Origin of the sequence: Kribbella sp. NPDC023972, from assembly GCF_040639075.1 — a bacterium.
GTDB lineage: Bacteria > Actinomycetota > Actinomycetes > Propionibacteriales > Kribbellaceae > Kribbella.
In genome coordinates this window covers 408,928-425,756 of the sequence record NZ_JBEZZH010000002.1, presented here as the reverse complement: position 1 = coordinate 425,756, position 16,829 = coordinate 408,928, and the positions used below count along the sequence as shown (strand labels likewise).

Below are 16,829 nucleotides of genomic sequence, written 5' to 3'. Positions count from 1 at the left end.
ATGACGGTCAAGGAACTGCGGTTGGTCGTGACGGCGGATGACTACGACGAGGCGGTGACGTTCTACCGGCTGGAGACACCGGGCGGGATTCAGCTGACCTTGTTCACCGAGCTTGACCTCAAGTGAACTAGAAGTGTTGAGGTAGGCGCCATGTGGCAGATCGACGAACTGGACCTGGACGCCTACCTCGAGCGGATCGCGCACCCGCGGGTGGCGCCGTCCGCGGAGAACCTCAAGAGCCTGCACCGGGCGCACGTGCTGGCGATCCCGTTCGAGAACCTCGACGTGATCCTCGGCACGCACCCCGGGATCGAGCTGGGCGCGATCCAGGCGAAGCTGGTACGGCGGCAACGCGGCGGCTACTGCTACGAGCACACCTTGCTGTTCGGCGCCGCGCTGGAGCAACTCGGGTTCGCGGTGGAACGGCGGGTCGCACGGGTGCAACCACACAAGTCGGGACCGCGTACGCACGCCCTCCTCAAGGTCGGCGTGGACGGGCAGGAGTTCCTCGCCGATGTCGGCTTCGGCGCCGGCCAGCTCTACCCGACCCCGCTGAAGGACGGCGTGATCGTCGACCAGGCCGGCTGGGACCACCGCCTCACGGCCGAGGGTGATGTGTGGACTCTCTCGAAGAAGACCCCGGACGGCTGGATCCCGCAGCACGCGTCCAACGACGAGCCGGTCCGCCCGATCGACTACGAGGTCTACCACCACTACGTCTCGACCCATCCGGACTCACCCTTCACCGGGCGCCCGGTGGTGATGCGCGTCGCCGACGGCGTCGTTCGCCGCCTGATCGGCAACGAACTCACCACCGAGTACGCCGACGGCCGCACCACGCAGCGCGTAGTACCGGCAGAGGACCTCCCGGAAGCGCTCGCCAGCCTCGACGTCATCCTCAGCGACGAAGAAGTGGACCGACTGCGGCTCGTCTAGGCGCTGTCTGCCGGTTCAGCGCCGTAGCGAGCAGGTGCTCGGTGCGGTAGCTCGGCGTGCTGGAGCGAAGGTCTCGATGTGGTGTCCAGTGGCCTTTGCTCCAGTGCGGCGAGATGCCGTGCCGAGTGCCGCGCAGTAGGCGGGGAACCGTCAGACACCGCCTAGGCGCTGTCTGCCGGTTCCCCGCCGGAGGGGGCCCAGGCGTAATCCCTCGACTGCACTTGACAGGCAAGCATTCACTTGCCTAACGTGCTGTCACGTGGGCGACTTGTTCAAGGCCCTGGCCGATCCGACGCGGCGCATCATCCTCGACGAGCTGACCGACCGCAACGGTCAGACGCTCTTCGAGCTCTGCGCCCGGCTGGCGACCAGGCATCAGCTCGGCTCGTCACGGCAGGCGATCTCGCAGCACCTCGACGTGCTCGAGACCGCCGGCCTGGTCGAGACCAGGCGCGAGGGCCGGTACAAGTTCCACTACATCAACACCAGCCCGCTCGAACCGATCGTCGAGCGGTGGCTCAGGAAACCCGGGAAGGTCACCGGCGACGCCGGCGACACCGAAGGAAAGGGACCCGCATGAGAATCCACCTGACGAGCGTTCTCGTCGACGACCAGGAGAAGGCGCTGCGGTTCTACACCGACATGCTGGGTTTCGTGACGAAGCACGACGTCCCGCTGGGCACCGACCGCTGGCTGACCGTGGTGTCCCCGGAGGACCCGGACGGCACCGAGCTGCTCCTCGAACCCAGCGGCCACCCGGCGGCGAAGCCGTTCAAGGACGCGCTGGTCGCCGACGGCATCCCGTTCACCTCGTTCGCGGTCGACGACGTCAAGGCCGAGTACGAGCGGCTGAGCGGTCTCGGCGTGCGCTTCACCCAGGAGCCGGTCGACATGGGCCAGGTCGCCACGGCCGTGTTCGACGACACCTGCGGCAACCTCATCCAGATCGCCCAGCAGCTCACGCCGTGACGACCCGCGGCGTCTCGGTGCGGAAGGACTCGCCCAGCTCCGGGCCCAACCCGAAGTAGTGGCGGAAGTTGTAGATCAACGGCGACCACGCGGCGGGATCGACGTACGACGTCCCCGGTATGACGACGCGGTCGTCGGCGTGCACGCGCAATACCTTCGCCTGGACGATCAAAAAGTTGCCATCAGCATCAAAGTGGGACTGTACGGCGGTCGCCTCGAACTGCAACGGGCACTCGGCCACCCGCGGCGGGCCGACCAGTTCGGACCCGATCGCCGTCAGCCCGGCGGCGTTGAACTTCTCCCGCTCGAAGCGGAACCGGGCGCGCTTGTGCTCCGGCACTGGGTCGCGGCCGGTCAGGCCGGCAAGCCGCTCGACCGCCTGCCACTGTGAAGGCTCTGGGAAGTTGATCACCAGGCCTGGCCGGCGCTGGAGGTTGTGAGCGGTCTGGCCGGACACCCCGAGGCCGAGGACGACGACATCGCCAAGCGCCCACGCGGACGACATCGGGGCGAGGTTGATCGTGCCGTCGTCGTTCTCGGTGGACAGCAGCGCGACCGGCGTACCGACGTACAGGATGGACGGTTCGATCGTCAGGTGCGTCATGGTCCCGACGCTAGAAGGCGATCGCTTCGGCAGGCGCCGAACTGTCGGAGCGGCATGATGGATCCATGAACGAGCGAAGCGAGTTCATCATCAAACACAGCGCACCTCGTGTCTCATCCGCGCCCGGTGCGAAGCGAGGACGCGGATGAGCACGCAGACGGAAGGGCAGGAGTTGGCGGCCTGGGCCAGGATGCTGGCCGACGCCACTCGGGCGACGATCTGCCTGGCGTTGCTCGACGGGCGGGCCTGGACTGCGACCGAGCTGGCCCAGCTGGCGAAGGTGTCGCGGCCGACGATCAGCGAGCATCTCAATCTGCTGGTGGATGGCGGATTGCTGACCGAGGTACGGCAGGGACGGCATCGCTATCTGAAGCTCGCCGGTCCGGAGACGGCCGAGTTGATCGAAGGACTTGCCGCGCTCGCGCCTCGTCGTACCGAGGTTCTGAACAGCCTGGCGGCGGTGAGCAGGCGGGACGCCTTCGCCCGGGCGCGGACGTGCTACGACCACCTCGCGGGGAAACTCGGGGTGGCGTTGGCGGATGCGATGACCGAACGCGGTCTGATCGACTGGTCGGACGGCGTCCTCCTCACGCCGGAAGGCTCGGCCTGGTTGGACGATCTCGGCATCACGGTCGAGCGGCGACGCGGACGACCCGCGCTGCGGTCATGTCTGGACGTGACCGAGCGCCGGCCGCATCTGGCCGGGGCGGTCGGCGCGGCTTTGTGCACACATGCGTTGCGGCAAGGGTGGGTGAGCCACATCACGGGGACCCGAGCGTTGAAGGTGACGGGTTCGGTGCGTGAGCTCGGGCTGTCCGCGGGTATCGTGCGGGAACTTCTGCCCAGAGTCTGAGAATACCGGGACGAAACGCCCTCCCAGGAGGCGCGAAACGCGGAAAGCACCTAGCCTGCGGCCATGACTGAGTTCGAGCCCGGCACCGAAGTGGTGTCCCGTCTGCCGCTGCCCAGCCATGTGATCGTCCACGCGGACGGCCAGTGGCGTCCCGGCTGGCTCATCGGCCGTGAGCACGAGGAGACGGGATGGATCGGTCTGGTGCAGTACGAGGGCGACGACGGTACCGAGCGGACGGAACGCCTCCCGGCAGACCGGATCGCCTTGCCGCAGTCGCATGGACCAACCGAACGAGCGTCATAACGTCGAGGGAGGACAGCACGAAGGCCCCCGGAGGAATCCGGGGGCCTTCGTGCGTAACGCGGCCGGGGCGCCTGTCGACGGCGAGAACCCCGCCCCAGGCCCTTCGGGCGGATGACCTGGGACGGGATCCTCAGTGGCGTTACACACGGTGTATCGCTGGTGACAGCACGAGCGTTACACAATCGAAGGAAAAAATTCTCCGCCACACCCACCCCAGACGTTGACGCCGCGCCGACGGGGTGGGTGGGGCCGGACGCGAGCGACCCCGGTGCACGTCCCTGAACACCGGGGTCTCGAGAAGCGGCCTCTCGAGCGACCACGTCTCTTGACCTTCAGGTGCCCCTTCGGTACTCAGTCATTCGTTTCTTCTGCCACCGGATTTTCGCGGACAGTGCTCAGAAGTGCACGGCGAGCAGCACCCGGCCGGTCTCGGAGCTGCGAATATCCAGCGCGCGGATCTCATTGCGCTGCAGCTTCGTGGTCGCGGCAGGCTTGACCGTCGTCCCCGGTGCCGCGGTCCAGCTCGCGATCAGCTGAGCCTTCCCGGACGTGTCCGTGACGTACAGCTCGTACCCCCGGGCGCGTTCGCTCGGCGTGGCGAGTTCGTCGTACCGGCAGCTGATCTCGATCGTCGTACCCCAGCGCTCCGGCACCAGCCTGGCGTCCGCGGTGAGCTTGCTCGCCACCGTCTGCGCGAGGACGACGTAGTCCCCCTGCGGCTCCTCGCGGCTGAGCGGGATCGCGACCAGCGCACCGACCGCGGCCGCCGTCGCCGCGACTCCCGCCATCGCCAGGCCCATCCGCACGCGCCGCTTGCGCGTGTCCTGCTGGACCGCGCGGACCAGCCCGGGCAGCAGGTTGGGCGGGGTGGCCGTGATCGTCGCGAGCGCGCGATCCTCCGGCAGCGCCGCCAGTGCCCCGGGTACGCCGGCCAGCGACGCCACCGCGGCCGAGCACTCGTCACACGTCCGCAGGTGCTCCTCGTACGCGCGCCGGTCCTGAGGCGACAACGCGCCGAGCAGGTAGGCCGCGTCCCACTCCTGGTACGGATCGCTCACTGGCTCGTCACCCCCTTCTCCTGCAACGCGAGCTTCAAGGCCCGCAACCCGTAGTGCAGCCGCGACTTCACGGTGCCTGACGGGATGTCCAGCTCCGCGGCGATATCAGTGACAGTACGACGCCCGTAGTACGCACGAACAATCACTTGCCGATGTTCTTCCGACAACTGCGCCAGCGACTCGGCCACCAGCCACGCATCGAGTACGGCGTTCGCGTGGTCGGCACTCGGATTCTCCGGCAGGTCGTCACTGGCCACCTCGCGGCTGACCCGGGCACTGCGCCGGTCGTCGATGACGAGATTGCGCGCCACCGTGAACAGCCAGGCCCGGGCTCCGGCCTCGTCCTCGGTCAGGATCTGCGGCCGGCGCCAGGCCCGCAGCAGCGTCTCCTGCACGACATCCTCGGCCAGCCGGTCGTCGCCGGTCAGGCGGACCACGAATCGCCACAACGCGGGCGCGTGCACATCGTGCAACTCGCGCAGCAACGCCGCCCGGTCGTCGGCCATCGGCGCTCCTGCTCTGTCGTGCATCGTGCGATCCCGGCCGGGATCACTGCGCTGCCACTGCTGATCGCACCATTCTGCACAGGAAGCAATGCATCCGCCTGGTGCACTGGGAAGTACGCGGACGCCATCGATCCCGTACGGCTCGGGGTGGACGTCCGTGCGCGATGGACGTCAGTGGGCGTCGTACAACTCGCGGACGGCGCGGAGGAAGGTTTCGCGGTCGGCTGCCGGGAGGGTTGCGAGGAGGCGGTCCTCCGCGGCCCGGATGCCTTTGCGGACGGCGCTTCGCACCCGGCGGCCCTTCGGAGTGATCGACAGCAGCCTGACCCGGCGGTCGTTCGGATCAGGCGTCCGCTCGATCAGGCCGGCCTCCTGCAGTTCGTCCAGGGTGCCGATGATGCGCGACTTGTCGGCCCCGATCGCCTCCGCGAGAGCGGCCTGGGTGCGCACCGGGGTGTCGTCGAGCGCGGTCAGTACGGCGTACCCCCACATGGAGACGTCGTGCTCGGCGAGCACGGGCATCTCCGCCGCGATGAGCGCGCGCAGCAGCGGATGCAGCATCGCGGCGAGATCGGGGCGCTCGTCACTCACGCAACGGAAGATAGCACTGGCGCAATCATAAGCTCGCGCATATGATCAGCGCATGCCTACAGTTGACTACGTTTCTCTCGACGCACAAGCGGTTCGGGTCAGCATCGACCTGGTGGCGCGTGTCACCGACGACGATCTCGCCAAGCCGACACCCTGCCGGGCCTGGACCTTGTACGGACTGCTCGCCCACATGGCGACCCAGCACTACGGCTTCGCCGCCGCCTCCCGTGGCGACGGCGACGAAGCCGGGTGGAAACTCCGCGACCTGGGCGACGACCCGGTCAAGGCCTACATCGACTCCGCGGAACACGTCCTGACCGCCTTCGCCGAGGACGGCGTCACCGAGCGCGTTTTCCCGCTCCCCGAGTTCGGCACGTCGTTCCCGGGGCAGCAGGCGATCAGCTTCCACTTCATCGACTACGTGGTGCACTCCTGGGACGTCGCGAAGACCCTCGGCACCACGGTCACCTTCACTCCTGAGGTCTCCGCGGCCGCCCTCGACGTGGCCCGGATCGTCCCCACCGGCGACCTCCGGCTGACCCCGGGCACCCCCTTCGGCCCCGATGTCCCGTGGTCAGGCACTGACCCCCTGGACCAAACAGTCGCTCTTCTCGGCCGCAACCCCACCTGGCCCAACTAGTCCTCACAGCCGAGGCCGTCGTTGTCGCGGTCCAGGTCATAGATGTCGCTGCCGACGACTGTGACCGGGCCGCGAAATTTTCAGTCTTGGGCAAGCGCTTGCCGTCCGGGTATGGGGGTGCGAGGCTCGCGGCCACACGACCGGAGGAGAGGGTCCATGTTGGCTGTCCTGGGAAGACGTCGCTCCACCACACTGGTGACACTGCTGGCGATCATGGTGGCGCTCCTGACCGTTCCGTCCACAGCGTTCGCGGTCGTCGCGGCGTACCCGGCACCCACTCTGAACCGGGTGACATCGAGCGCCGGGTTCGTGCATCCGGGTCTCGCGGTCAGCGCCGACTCCCTGGAACGTGCTCGCGCCCAGGTGCAGGCCGGCGCCGAGCCGTGGGCGTCGTACTACGCCGCCATGGTCGCCACGAAGTACGCGTCCACGACCTTCAGCTCCAGGAACCAGGGCCCGGTCGTGGACCGGCCGGCGAACAGCGCGTTCAACTCCCAAGGGGTCCAGTCGCTGTTCATCGACGACGCGTTTCGCGCCTACACGCAGGCGATTCTCTACGTCATCACCGGCGACCCGGTCCACCGCGCGAACGGCCTGAAACTGGTCCGGATCTGGAGTCACATGAATCCGGCCGCGTACGCGTACTATCCGGACGCGCACATCCACAGCGGTCCGCCGCTGATGCGGATGCTGGCCGCGGCGGAGATTCTGCGCTACTCGAGTGTGAACCCAGGGGCGGACGGCTACGACCTGCAGTGGAACGACGCCGACACCGCCGACCTCACCACGAACCTGATCGAGCCGATGACGCGGACCTTCCTGTACCGCAACAGGAACTTCATGAACCAGCACAGCTACTCGCTCATCGGCGCGATGGCGGGCTACATCTTCACCGACAACCAGGCCCGGTACGCCGAAGCAGTCGAGTGGTTCTCGGTGAACTCCACCAATCCCGACGACCACACCAACGGCGCGCTGGCGAAGGTGATGCCGGTCATCGACAAGAACGACCCGCGTAACCCGTACCGGCGTACGTTCGTCCAACTGCAGGAGATGGGACGCGACCAGGCGCACGCCTGGGACGACGTCAGCATGCTCACCCAACTCGCCCGGGTCGTCGACACCCAGGGCACCCGGCTGGATCCGGTGCGGGGCACGGTCTCCACCCAGCGGAACGCGGTCTCGCCGTGGGAGTTCGGCGACTACCGCCTGCTCCGCGGTTCGGAACAGTTCTTCGCGTTCATGCTGGGCAAGGACATCCCGTGGATCGACACCACCGGGCGCGGCGGCGTACTCTCCCAGGCCTACCGCGGCCGGATCTTCGACCCGACGAACGAGCTGTACCACGTCTACAAGGACAAGCTGGGCGGCGAGATTCGCGAGATCGCGCCGAGTATCACCGAGGTCGCGACGAAACAGGACGCGGCCGCACAGTTCTACTGGGGTACGGCGCCGTACAACTACTGGAACAGCAACCCGGACTGGAACCCCGACTCCTGGTTGTCGTTCCCGGCCTCGGTCGCCGGGACGATTCCTCCGGTGCAACGCAACGCGCTCGTTCAGGCGGAGACGCGGACGTTCCCGATCACACCCGGCACCTCGGTCCGCGACGGCTACGTCCGGATGACCCCGAGCCGTTCGGGTACGACGATCGCCGTACGCTCACTGCTCTACGAGAACCGCAACGGCTACAGCCCGGTGGGTGTGCTGGTGCGGACGAACGGCACGGCCACGCTGCAGATCCGCAAGGAGAGGACGCTGGCGCCGTACCACTCGCTGACCGTGCCGGACACCAACGGTGCCTGGCGGTACCTGACGTACGACATGGACACGTCGAAGCTGCGTGGCAGCGCGGGTGGTGAATCCCTGGCGTACTACACCGTCGTCGGATCGTCGAAGGTTGCCGTCGACATCGACGCCGTCAACTTGCAGGCCAAGAGCCAACTCACACCCCCGAGGTTCCCGCAGGGCACCGACACTCGTGGCGTCGCCGTCGCGGGCGAGCCGTTCACGAGCAACCTGGCCGCAACCGACACCGACGCCGTGACCTACACCGCCGGCACAGCTCTGCCCAGCGGTGCCGCACTCGATGCAAACACCGGCGTTCTCACCTGGACGCCGACCACAAGCCACGTGGGCGATCACCAGACATTCGTCACAGCCGACGACGGTACGACGTCCAGCGTGCTGCGGGTGACGGTCGCGGTCGCCGCCAGTCGTGCCGCCGCGATCACTGCGGCGCTCGAGGGATACGACGCCGACACCGTCTACGTCCGGTCGACTGCCGCGGCGGTGACGGCGGCCGCGGCCAAGGCGACCGCCGACATCGAGTCGGCCGACTCGGCCAGCTTCGCCGCCGACCTGGTCGCCGTACAAGCCGCCGTGGCCGGGCTGCAGGAGCTCACGCCCACGATGCCCGACGACGGATCGTTCGACTACTGGGGCCGGGCGACCTCCGCGACGATCACGCCGGTTGCCCTGGGCAACATGCTCGACGGCGACTTCAACACCTTCTCGGGTGACCTGCGAGCACCGGCGATCATCGACTACGGCAACGGCTTCCGGGTCCGGGCCGACGCGTTCGGGTTGCAGGCCCGGTACAACTTCGCCAACCGCTCGCAGGGCGCCAACGTGTATGGCTCCAACGACGGACGGAGCTGGACGCTGCTGACCTCCCGGGAGACGACCGACACCAGCGACGAGGCTTTCGCCCTCGAGAAGATCCCGGTCCGCGACGAGATGAAGGCTTTGAGCTTCCGGTTCCTCAAGCTCCAGGTCGACCACCCCGGCGTACCGACCGATCCGGCGTACCCAGGCCTGTCCAGCTTCAGCGAATTCCGGATCTACGGCGAGCGGATGGAGATGAGTACGGCGTTGAACTCGGTGTCGATCGCATCGAGCAACAGTGACCCGACCCTTGCCCAGAACGGCGACACGGTCACGTTGACCATGACCGCTACCGAGCCGCTCAGCACAGTGAAGGCAACGATCGAAGGGCTCGACGCGACCGTCACGACGTCGGACGGTCAACACTGGACGGCGAAGCTCGTACTGCCGGACAACGTCGGCTATGGGCGTGCACTGCAGTTCTCGGTTGACTACACGACGGCCGCGGGGCAGACCGGTGCCACGATCGTCTCGTCGACGGATGGGACGGCGCTACAACTGTGGAACACCGGCGTCCAGACGGTCGCCGTACAGCCGAGCTGGGTGGTTGCCTCCAGCCTGGTCTTCCCGGGGGTGAGCACGGCCGAGGACAACGGGTGGCGGATGTTCGACGGGAACATCAACACCTTCACCGACACCACCAGCGGCAACGGCTGGGTCAAGGTGACCGCGCCGACGGCTTTGGAGTTCAACGCCGTACGGATTCATCCGCGGACCAACTTCCCCAGCCGGGCCAACGGCACCTTCGTCCAGTCCTCCACCGACGGCGGCACCACCTGGACGACCTTGGCCACGATCACCGGTGTTGCCGACGGCAACCAGTGGTACGTCTTCCCGCTGGCATCGCCGGCCTCCACACCGATGATCCGCGTGTACGACGGCCACGGCGGCTTCACCAATATCGCCGAGGTCCAACTGCTCAAGACCCCGTAATCGTTGACGATGCTGGCGACCTGCTGCCGGTCAGCAGGTCGGCCAGCTCTGTCGGCCGGTACAGCACGAGCTTGCCGGTACGCTGCGGCTCGACCAGTCCCGTACGCCGGAGCACTTGCAGATGCTGGCTCACCGCGGACGGGGTGACCTTCAGCTCGGCAGCCAGGTCGCTGGTCGTCCGCGGGTGGGTGAGGAGCGCCAGGATGTGGGCGCGCGGCGTACCGATAAGCTGTGCCAGGTCCCGCCGCGACGGCGGCTCGACGACTGACCAGAGGTGGCCCTGGCCGCGAGGCGGGTAGCCGATCAGTGGTTCCGCGCCGACGTCGAACGGGATCACCGCATGCGGGCCGAACAAGGTCGGCTGCAGGACCAGACCGCGGCCGTCGATGCGCTCGGTCCGGCTGGGATTGCTGACCTGGTCGATGTCCAGCCGTCCGTCCTGGTAGCTGATGACGGGTGCGAGGTCGTTCAGCATCGCGGCGGTCCCCTGCCGGGTGATGACGTGGCCGCGGTAGCTGATGTCGGCGGACAGGATCGTGCGCATCCGGTCCCAGTACGGCGCGATCACGGTCTGCCAGTAGGCGCCCAGCGCCTCGACGACCTTCGTGACGCCGTCACTGCCGGCCAGTTCGCCGGGCAGCTGCCCGTTCACCGCGACGAGCTGCCGCTCGAAGGTGCTGCGGTCGACCGACGCGACGATCTCCAGCTCGTCGTCGAGCTGGGTCAGGGGCGAGGTGGGTCGCGGCGTGAGGAAATCCGGGCTGCCCATGGTCTCGTTGACCAGCCAGCGCAGGACGCTCCAGTCCAGCTGATCCAGCAACGGCTGTACGGCGCGCACCCACGGCAACTGCAAGGGGAATCGGCCAGGATCCTGGAGCGCGCGCAGCGAGAGCACTGTCTCCGCCGCGGGCGAGATCGCGAACCGGATGTCCGCCAGGTCCGCCGCGGTCAGCTCGTACGTGAGCACCTGTTCAATGTAGCCGACTGCTAAATCGTTCACGGACGTGGATCGCGCCGGGTGACAGTCAGGCTCATGACTACTGTCATGGTGGACGCGCTACCGCGGAGGGACCTGCTCGCGGCACTCGCCGTGTGCTCGGCCGTCGGCGTCGGCACGGTCTACTTCCCGCAGGCGCTGCTGCCGCACGTCGCGGCGTCCCTGCACGTCTCGGTGGCGGACGCCGCCCTGGTCGTGACAGCGCCACAAGCCGGGTACGCCGCCGGCATCTTGACCCTTGTCCCGCTGGGTGACGCCGGGATCCAGCGCCGGCTGCTCACCATCTTGTTCTGCTGCACGTCGGCCGCCGCGGTCATCGCGGCTGTGGCTCCGTCCTTGCCGGTCCTGGTGGTGGCGTCGTTCCTGATGGGATGCGCGACCGTCGCGGCACCGGTGATCGGCCCGTACGTCGCGGGTATCACCGGCTCGAGCCGGCTCGGCAGCGTCAACAGCATCCTGCTCAGCATCACCATTCCGGCGATGATCGCTTCGCGTGCTGTGGCGGGGTTTCTCGGAGAGCAGTACTCCTGGCGATACGCGTATGTCGGTGCCGCCGTACTCGCGCTGGTGTGTGCGGTGGTGGCGTGGTCACGGCTGCCTGTGCCGGCGTACGTCGTACCCGTTGGGTTTCCGGGCTATCTGCGGCGGCCGCTGAACCAGCTGGGACTCCACCCCGGCTTGCGGCGGTCCGCGTTCTACCAGATGTGCACGTTCGCGGGATTCACCGGCACGTGGGCCACGCTGGTGCTGGTACTGCGGGACGACTTCGGCCTCGGCGCCGATGCGCTCGGCTGGGTGAGTCTGGTGGCGATCGCCACGATGGCCGTCGTTCCGCTGACCGGGCGGCTGGTCGATCGGAAGAGCCCGGACGTGGTGACGTCATGGATCCTGGCCGGCACCTGTCTGGCAGCCGTACTCATGCTGGGGGCTTTGCTCGGCGGACCGGTGGGGTTGGTCCTGCTGGTGGCCGGCGTACTGGTCCTCGACGTGTCGATGCAGTCGGGCATGGTCGCGAACGTGACGCGGATGTATCGACTCGATCCGCACTCGCGCAGCGCGATGAACACCGCTTATATGGTCTGCGCGTACGCCGCCGGCGGCTTGGGCTCGTGGACCGCCGTACGGCTTTACAACCAACTGGGCTGGTGGGCGGTCCCTGCCTTTGTGACCGCCCTCGCCGCAGCAGCCGCTGTGTGTCATAGGAGGACCAAATGATGGGTCAACTCGGTTTCGGTGGCGGGCCACTCGGCGGGCTGTTCGAGCCACTGGACGATGCCACCGCCGCCGAGGCGCTGGCGGCGGCGTGGGACGGCGGGATCCGCTACTACGACACGTCGCCGCACTATGGCATCGGTCATTCCGAGCGTCGCATGGGGGAACTGCTGCGCGACAAACCGCGGGACGAGTTCGTCGTGTCGACGAAGGTCGGCCGGCTGCTGGTGCCGCAGGACCCGCAGGGCCGGAGGGACGAGACGTTCCACGTACCGGCCACGCATCGCCGGGTCTGGGACTTCTCCCGTGACGGCGTACGGCGCAGCCTCGAGGACTCCCTGGTCCGGATGGGACTCGACCGCATCGACGTGCTCTACCTGCACGACGCCGAGCAGCACTTCGACGACGCACTGCGGCTCGGCTACCCGGCGCTGGCCGAGCTGCGCGCCGAAGGTGTGGTCAGCGCGATCGGCGCGGGCATGTACGACGTCGGCCAACTGACCACCCTGGTCCGCGAGACCGACGTCGATGTGGTGATGCTTGCCGGCGGCTACACCCTCCTGCAGCAACCAGCCCTCGACACCTTCCTGCCGGCTTGCGTCGAACGCAACGTCTCCGTGGTCGCGGCCGGCGTCTTCAACTCAGGCATCCTGGCCACCCACCGCCCCGACGCGAACGCCAAGTTCGACTACCGCACCGCAACCCCCGAGATCCTGGCCCGCGCGCACCGCATCGCCACCATCTGCGAGGCCCACAACGTCACCGTCCCCCAAGCAGCCCTGGCCTTCCCGCTCCTCCACCCCGCCATCACCAGCATCGTCCTGGGCATGCGAAACCGCACCGAAGTCGAGCAAAACCTCGCCAACTTCAACACCCCCGTCCCACCCGAGCTCTGGACGGCCCTACGCACCGAAGGCCTCCTCGACGACCCGCAGATCGCCAGCAACGCGTAGATTCCTGGACCATGCCGCGTAGTTTGGCCGACGCCCACCCGGTGGTGCCGGCACGAGAAACTCAGGGGGTCACAGGACTCCGGCGAGCGTGGCGGAGACAGCCCCGGTCACGACTCCGGCTGCGGCCAGGGCGATCAGCGGTCCAGCGCTGATCGGCGGCTCCGGGACCTCCTGGTCGAAGATCGCGAACAACCGCTCCTCAGCCGGGCGAACCTCCCGCAGCAGGACCGTCGACGGGTGCTTGACGTTCTCCACCACTTCGACCGCGGTCTGCGCCGCCACAACCGCACCCCGGACCACTCCGAACACCACCCCACCCGACGCCACGGTCAGCACTCCGATCAGCGCCGCGCTCGTCTGGGCCATCCCCGCGTCGGAGACCAGCGTGCTCCGTAAGACCGAGAACGACCACAGGCCGAAGAATCCGAGCATCGCCGAGGCGAGTCCGACCGCCACGAACACCTTCGCCAGCGGATTCTGCATCCGCACCGCCGCCGCGAACGTCCGAGCGTCGCCGGCCAGGTCCTCCGCACCCCGGGCCAGTCCTTCGTACGTCGCCAGCGCCTCGGCGCGGGCCTTCAGCTTGACCGCGATCACGATCCGATCGGCGAGGTCCAAGGTGCTCGCCAGATTCAGGATCTCTCTCCAGGCGTTCACCACCTCAGCGTGCGACGGCACGATCTCCGCCCGCTCCACGACACTCATCCGTGCCCCCTAACACCGAACGCGCCTCCCCAGACGCGATCGTCTCCCCCCGCCACGAGCGTACGCCGACCGGGCCGTCACGAACAGTCACCAGCGGTTAATTCTTGACCACACCCTGGATGATTCCGTTGCCAAAGTTCCCCCTGGAAGGCGAGGCAGACGAGCATCCGGAGGCCGCGGCCGGTGGCACCTCGCCCGGCACCGGGCCGCGAACTGCTGCTCGGCGGATACTGCTCCTGCCGCGTTCGAACCGGCTCCGCTCGACCTCGGCCAGGCGGTGATGCAGACCGCCGTACACGACGCCGTCGTGGCCCAGCGAGGAGACCGCGAGCGGTGGCTGGTTCAGGGGTTGATGCGTGACGGCGGGTGCCTCCAGCAACGGTCCGCCGCAGCGGGCGATCGGGCGGCCGATCACGACGACCTGCGGATCGAGGATCGCCCGCATCGCGGCCACACCTTTGGCAAACCGGCCAGCCACGGTCTCGATCGCGCTCACCGCGGCCGGGCGCCCGGCGACGTACGCGTCCAAAACGTCCTCGAACGTGGCCTGGAGGCCGGCCAGGCAGACGATCTCGTCGGCCCCGCCCGAGTCACTACCCCCACCCCACCACCAAACCCCTGGACAAACCTGACACACTATTCCCCTCACCCCTCGTGAGAGGGCCTCTAGCTCAACTGGCAGAGCAGCGGACTTTTAATCCGCGGGTTGTGGGTTCGAGTCCCACGGGGCCTACCTTCAGAAAGTGGCCTCTGACCTGCGAAAACGGGTCAGAGGACCTTCTTCCAAGCAGCCGCTCTGCCCTCTCGAACTCGCGTCATGACACGCTTCGTGACGCAAGAGGCCTAGAATCGGCCGCATGGCCAAGGTGAATGGTCGTAAGAAACGGGACCGCGGCGGCATCGACGTACTGCCGAGCGGCGCCGTCAGAGTGCGCGTGTACGCCGGAATCGACCCCGTCTCGAAGCGCCGGCATGACCTGACGGAGGTCATCCCCGCCGGGCCGGACGCTGAGAAGCTGGCCGAGGAAATGCGCGTCCGGCTGCTCAACCAGGTGTACGAGCGCCGCAACCCGCGCACCAAGGCCACGGTCAATCAACTGCTCGACAAGTACCTGTCAGAAGCAGACCTGGAGTTCAACACCCTCGACGTCTATAAGGGCTACGCCGACAAGCACATCCGCCCACTCCTCGGCGGCGTGAAGGTGGGCTCTCTCGACGCCGGCATCATGGACTCGCTGTACGCCGAACTCCGTCGCTGCCGCGACCACTGCAAGAACACCAAAGGCCAGATCGACCACCGAACCACCCGCAAGCACGAGTGCGACGAGCGCTGCCGGCCGCACACCTGCAAGCCCCTCGCAGCCTCAACCATCCGCCAAATCCACTTCATCCTGTACGGCGCTCTCCGTCGCGCGGTCCGGTGGAAGTGGGTCACGACCAATCCCATCGCCGACGCCGAACCACCCGCAGCTCCTAAGGGCAACCCGCGCCCACCGACGCCAGAACAAGCAGCGCGCATCATCAATGAGGCCTTCAAAGACCCCGACTGGGGAGCCCTAATCTGGCTCACCATGATCACCGGCCAACGCCGCGGCGAGCTGTGTGCCATCCGCTGGTTGCACGTCGACCTCGACAATGGCGTACTCCACCTCGAGAAGGCCATCGGCCAACGCAGCAAGAAGACGTGGGAGAAGGACACCAAGGCCCACCAGGACCGCCGCATCACCCTCGACCCCGAGACCATCGAACTACTACGTGAACATAAGGCACGTGCCCACGCCCGCGCCGAGGCACTCCAGCTTGAGCTCGCCGACGACGCTTTCGTCTTCTCGCTAGCTCCAGACGGATCCGCGCACCTGATTCCGGACTCCGTCACCCAGCGATACAGCAAGCTGGCCAACCGCCTGGGAATCAAGACCACTCTCCACAAGCTCCGTCACTACTCCGCCACCGAGCTGATCGCCGCCGGCGTCGACATCCGAACCGTCGCTGGCCGACTCGGCCATGGAGGCGGCGGAACCACCACCCTCCGCGCCTACACCGCCTGGGTATCCGAATCCGATCAACGCGCAGCGGGCAGCCTTGCCTCACGTATGCCCATCCGCCCCGGAGCCGCACCCACACCCACCATCACTCTCACTGAGTTGGACCCGACGAGCCCGTACGAGCGGATCGCCGTAGATCTCCGAACCAAGATCATGCAAGGCACACTCCGGCCGGGCCTCCCCATCCCACCGGTGAAGGCGATCGCGGCCGAGCACGGCACATCAGTCTCAACCGCCCAACGCGCAGTCAAGCTTCTCGACGAGTGGGGCCTCGTAGAGATCAATTCCGGCCGCCGTACGTTGGTCAAGTACGTCGCACTTGCTGCGGCCTCGACCGCTGCAACATCGACCAACGCCCCCAACGATCAGGCTCAGGTCTCGGTCGGGCAGGAGCGACTCCTCGACTTGGAGGTTCGCCAGCTAGGCAAGCCGATCGCCAAGTTCAGAGCCAGTGCCGATCCAGACAGCTCGAAAGACCTTCGCCAGCTGCTCGTCGGCGCGATTCGACGAAGCGGCGGTGACCTCGCGGACATCGGCGACTACGAACTCGCTGTCAGCCTGGCAGGGTCCGCGGATCTCATGACGACCTTTGTGGCCACCAGATAACTGCAGGTCAAGCCCAGATGCTTGGTGGTAAAGGCTCGGGCGCCCTTTCCGCGTGGGGCCATCCGGGGTGCGAAGCGCAGGCAAGTTGGGATATCTGGAGTGGTGGGCGCGTAGGTCAGACGCAGTCCGTCGGCCATTTGGGGGCGCCTCAGAATGCCGGCGTTGGGTGGCCTGCATCTTCAGCCCTTCGCCTGCTTGGTAGAAGCGCTTTCGGGGCACGAACCATCGCGTGCTACCGGTATGCCGCCCGC

At 67.3% G+C, this 16,829-nt stretch carries 18 protein-coding genes and 1 tRNA gene; 12 read left to right on the top strand and 7 right to left on the bottom strand.

The window, feature by feature from the left end:
- The 4 genes from AB0F43_RS11145 to AB0F43_RS11130 all read left to right on the top strand — a co-directional run bounded on the left by AB0F43_RS11145 (position 1) and on the right by AB0F43_RS11130 (position 1,905).
- Positions 1-126, top strand: a complete 126-nt coding sequence (locus AB0F43_RS11145) for a hypothetical protein (RefSeq protein WP_360473787.1) — start codon at positions 1-3, stop codon at positions 124-126.
- A 24-nt stretch (positions 127-150) separates the two neighbouring features.
- Complete coding sequence (locus tag AB0F43_RS11140; protein WP_360473785.1) at positions 151-936, top strand: arylamine N-acetyltransferase; 786 nt, start codon at positions 151-153, stop codon at positions 934-936.
- A gap of 259 nt (positions 937-1,195) precedes the next feature.
- Positions 1,196-1,516: a metalloregulator ArsR/SmtB family transcription factor gene (locus AB0F43_RS11135; protein ID WP_360473783.1), complete on the top strand. Its 321-nt coding sequence runs from the start codon at positions 1,196-1,198 to the stop codon at positions 1,514-1,516.
- On the top strand, positions 1,513-1,905 hold the full coding sequence (locus AB0F43_RS11130; protein ID WP_360473781.1) for a VOC family protein: 393 nt from the start codon (positions 1,513-1,515) through the stop codon (positions 1,903-1,905). Before AB0F43_RS11135 ends, AB0F43_RS11130 begins: the two co-directional genes overlap by 4 nt.
- Here AB0F43_RS11130 and AB0F43_RS11125 read toward each other — a convergent pair.
- Positions 1,895-2,509 (bottom strand): flavin reductase family protein, encoded by a 615-nt coding sequence (locus tag AB0F43_RS11125; protein ID WP_360473779.1) that lies wholly within the window; start codon positions 2,507-2,509, stop codon positions 1,895-1,897. The genes AB0F43_RS11130 and AB0F43_RS11125 overlap by 11 nt on opposite strands.
- 145 nt (positions 2,510-2,654) lie before the next feature.
- Here AB0F43_RS11125 and AB0F43_RS11120 point away from each other — a divergent pair, with 145 nt between their 5' ends.
- Both AB0F43_RS11120 and AB0F43_RS11115 read left to right on the top strand, forming a co-directional pair.
- Positions 2,655-3,362 (top strand): winged helix-turn-helix domain-containing protein, encoded by a 708-nt coding sequence (locus AB0F43_RS11120; protein ID WP_360473777.1) that lies wholly within the window; start codon positions 2,655-2,657, stop codon positions 3,360-3,362.
- 63 nt (positions 3,363-3,425) lie between these two features.
- Positions 3,426-3,665 (top strand): hypothetical protein, encoded by a 240-nt coding sequence (locus tag AB0F43_RS11115; RefSeq protein WP_360473775.1) that lies wholly within the window; start codon positions 3,426-3,428, stop codon positions 3,663-3,665.
- A gap of 395 nt (positions 3,666-4,060) precedes the next feature.
- Here the strand turns inward: AB0F43_RS11115 and AB0F43_RS11110 are convergent, their stop codons facing one another.
- The 3 genes from AB0F43_RS11110 to AB0F43_RS11100 all read right to left on the bottom strand — a co-directional run bounded on the left by AB0F43_RS11110 (position 4,061) and on the right by AB0F43_RS11100 (position 5,820).
- Positions 4,061-4,723, bottom strand: coding sequence for a zf-HC2 domain-containing protein (locus AB0F43_RS11110; RefSeq protein WP_360473773.1), 663 nt, complete (start codon positions 4,721-4,723; stop codon positions 4,061-4,063).
- Positions 4,720-5,229 (bottom strand): sigma-70 family RNA polymerase sigma factor, encoded by a 510-nt coding sequence (locus AB0F43_RS11105; protein ID WP_360473771.1) that lies wholly within the window; start codon positions 5,227-5,229, stop codon positions 4,720-4,722. The genes AB0F43_RS11110 and AB0F43_RS11105 overlap by 4 nt, the downstream gene beginning before the upstream one ends.
- Before the next feature lie 171 nt (positions 5,230-5,400).
- Positions 5,401-5,820 (bottom strand): MarR family transcriptional regulator, encoded by a 420-nt coding sequence (locus AB0F43_RS11100; protein ID WP_360473769.1) that lies wholly within the window; start codon positions 5,818-5,820, stop codon positions 5,401-5,403.
- A gap of 52 nt (positions 5,821-5,872) precedes the next feature.
- On the opposite strand from AB0F43_RS11100, the gene AB0F43_RS11095 reads away from it, so the two are divergent.
- On the top strand, positions 5,873-6,460 hold the full coding sequence (locus AB0F43_RS11095; protein ID WP_360473767.1) for a TIGR03086 family metal-binding protein: 588 nt from the start codon (positions 5,873-5,875) through the stop codon (positions 6,458-6,460).
- Positions 6,461-6,616: 156 nt separating this feature from the next.
- The gene (locus AB0F43_RS11090; RefSeq protein ID WP_360473765.1) at positions 6,617-10,060 is read left to right on the top strand and encodes a discoidin domain-containing protein; all 3,444 of its coding nucleotides are present in this window, start codon (positions 6,617-6,619) and stop codon (positions 10,058-10,060) included.
- Here the strand turns inward: AB0F43_RS11090 and AB0F43_RS11085 are convergent.
- On the bottom strand, positions 10,047-11,027 hold the full coding sequence (locus AB0F43_RS11085) for a DUF5937 family protein (protein ID WP_360473763.1): 981 nt from the start codon (positions 11,025-11,027) through the stop codon (positions 10,047-10,049). The two genes, AB0F43_RS11090 and AB0F43_RS11085, sit on opposite strands and share 14 nt — an antisense overlap.
- 66 nt (positions 11,028-11,093) lie before the next feature.
- Between AB0F43_RS11085 and AB0F43_RS11080 the strand changes: the two genes are divergently transcribed.
- Positions 11,094-12,272, top strand: a complete 1,179-nt coding sequence (locus tag AB0F43_RS11080; RefSeq protein ID WP_360473761.1) for an MFS transporter — start codon at positions 11,094-11,096, stop codon at positions 12,270-12,272.
- A complete protein-coding gene (locus AB0F43_RS11075; RefSeq protein WP_360473759.1) occupies positions 12,269-13,222 on the top strand; it encodes an aldo/keto reductase in 954 nt (317 codons plus the stop codon). Before AB0F43_RS11080 ends, AB0F43_RS11075 begins: the two co-directional genes overlap by 4 nt.
- 69 nt (positions 13,223-13,291) lie before the next feature.
- Here AB0F43_RS11075 and AB0F43_RS11070 read toward each other — a convergent pair whose 3' ends face one another.
- Together AB0F43_RS11070 and AB0F43_RS11065 are read right to left on the bottom strand one after the other, a co-directional pair.
- Entirely contained in the window at positions 13,292-13,927 is a 636-nt protein-coding gene (locus tag AB0F43_RS11070) for a hypothetical protein (protein WP_360473757.1), read from the bottom strand.
- A gap of 97 nt (positions 13,928-14,024) precedes the next feature.
- Complete coding sequence (locus AB0F43_RS11065; RefSeq protein WP_360473755.1) at positions 14,025-14,456, bottom strand: hypothetical protein; 432 nt, start codon at positions 14,454-14,456, stop codon at positions 14,025-14,027.
- A 131-nt stretch (positions 14,457-14,587) separates the two neighbouring features.
- Here AB0F43_RS11065 and AB0F43_RS11060 point away from each other — a divergent pair.
- Positions 14,588-14,660: transfer RNA gene (locus AB0F43_RS11060), tRNA-Lys, on the top strand.
- Between the two features lie 124 nt (positions 14,661-14,784).
- Positions 14,785-16,578 (top strand): tyrosine-type recombinase/integrase, encoded by a 1,794-nt coding sequence (locus AB0F43_RS11055; RefSeq protein ID WP_360473753.1) that lies wholly within the window; start codon positions 14,785-14,787, stop codon positions 16,576-16,578.
- The last annotated feature ends 251 nt before the right edge of the window (positions 16,579-16,829 follow it).

Bases quoted from the DNA above. Each gene is read 5' to 3' on its own strand.
- AB0F43_RS11145 (WP_360473787.1), top strand. From the start codon at position 1: ATGACGGTCAAGGAACTGCGGTTGGTCGTGACGGCGGATGACTACGAC.
- AB0F43_RS11140 (WP_360473785.1), top strand. From the start codon at position 151: ATGTGGCAGATCGACGAACTGGACCTGGACGCCTACCTCGAGCGGATC.
- AB0F43_RS11130 (WP_360473781.1), top strand. From the start codon at position 1,513: ATGAGAATCCACCTGACGAGCGTTCTCGTCGACGACCAGGAGAAGGCG.
- AB0F43_RS11125 (WP_360473779.1), bottom strand. From the start codon at position 2,509: ATGACGCACCTGACGATCGAACCGTCCATCCTGTACGTCGGTACGCCG.
- AB0F43_RS11120 (WP_360473777.1), top strand. From the start codon at position 2,655: ATGAGCACGCAGACGGAAGGGCAGGAGTTGGCGGCCTGGGCCAGGATG.
- AB0F43_RS11115 (WP_360473775.1), top strand. From the start codon at position 3,426: ATGACTGAGTTCGAGCCCGGCACCGAAGTGGTGTCCCGTCTGCCGCTG.
- AB0F43_RS11105 (WP_360473771.1), bottom strand. From the start codon at position 5,229: ATGGCCGACGACCGGGCGGCGTTGCTGCGCGAGTTGCACGATGTGCAC.
- AB0F43_RS11095 (WP_360473767.1), top strand. From the start codon at position 5,873: ATGCCTACAGTTGACTACGTTTCTCTCGACGCACAAGCGGTTCGGGTC.
- AB0F43_RS11090 (WP_360473765.1), top strand. From the start codon at position 6,617: ATGTTGGCTGTCCTGGGAAGACGTCGCTCCACCACACTGGTGACACTG.
- AB0F43_RS11080 (WP_360473761.1), top strand. From the start codon at position 11,094: ATGACTACTGTCATGGTGGACGCGCTACCGCGGAGGGACCTGCTCGCG.
- AB0F43_RS11075 (WP_360473759.1), top strand. From the start codon at position 12,269: ATGATGGGTCAACTCGGTTTCGGTGGCGGGCCACTCGGCGGGCTGTTC.
- AB0F43_RS11070 (WP_360473757.1), bottom strand. From the start codon at position 13,927: ATGAGTGTCGTGGAGCGGGCGGAGATCGTGCCGTCGCACGCTGAGGTG.
- AB0F43_RS11055 (WP_360473753.1), top strand. From the start codon at position 14,785: ATGGCCAAGGTGAATGGTCGTAAGAAACGGGACCGCGGCGGCATCGAC.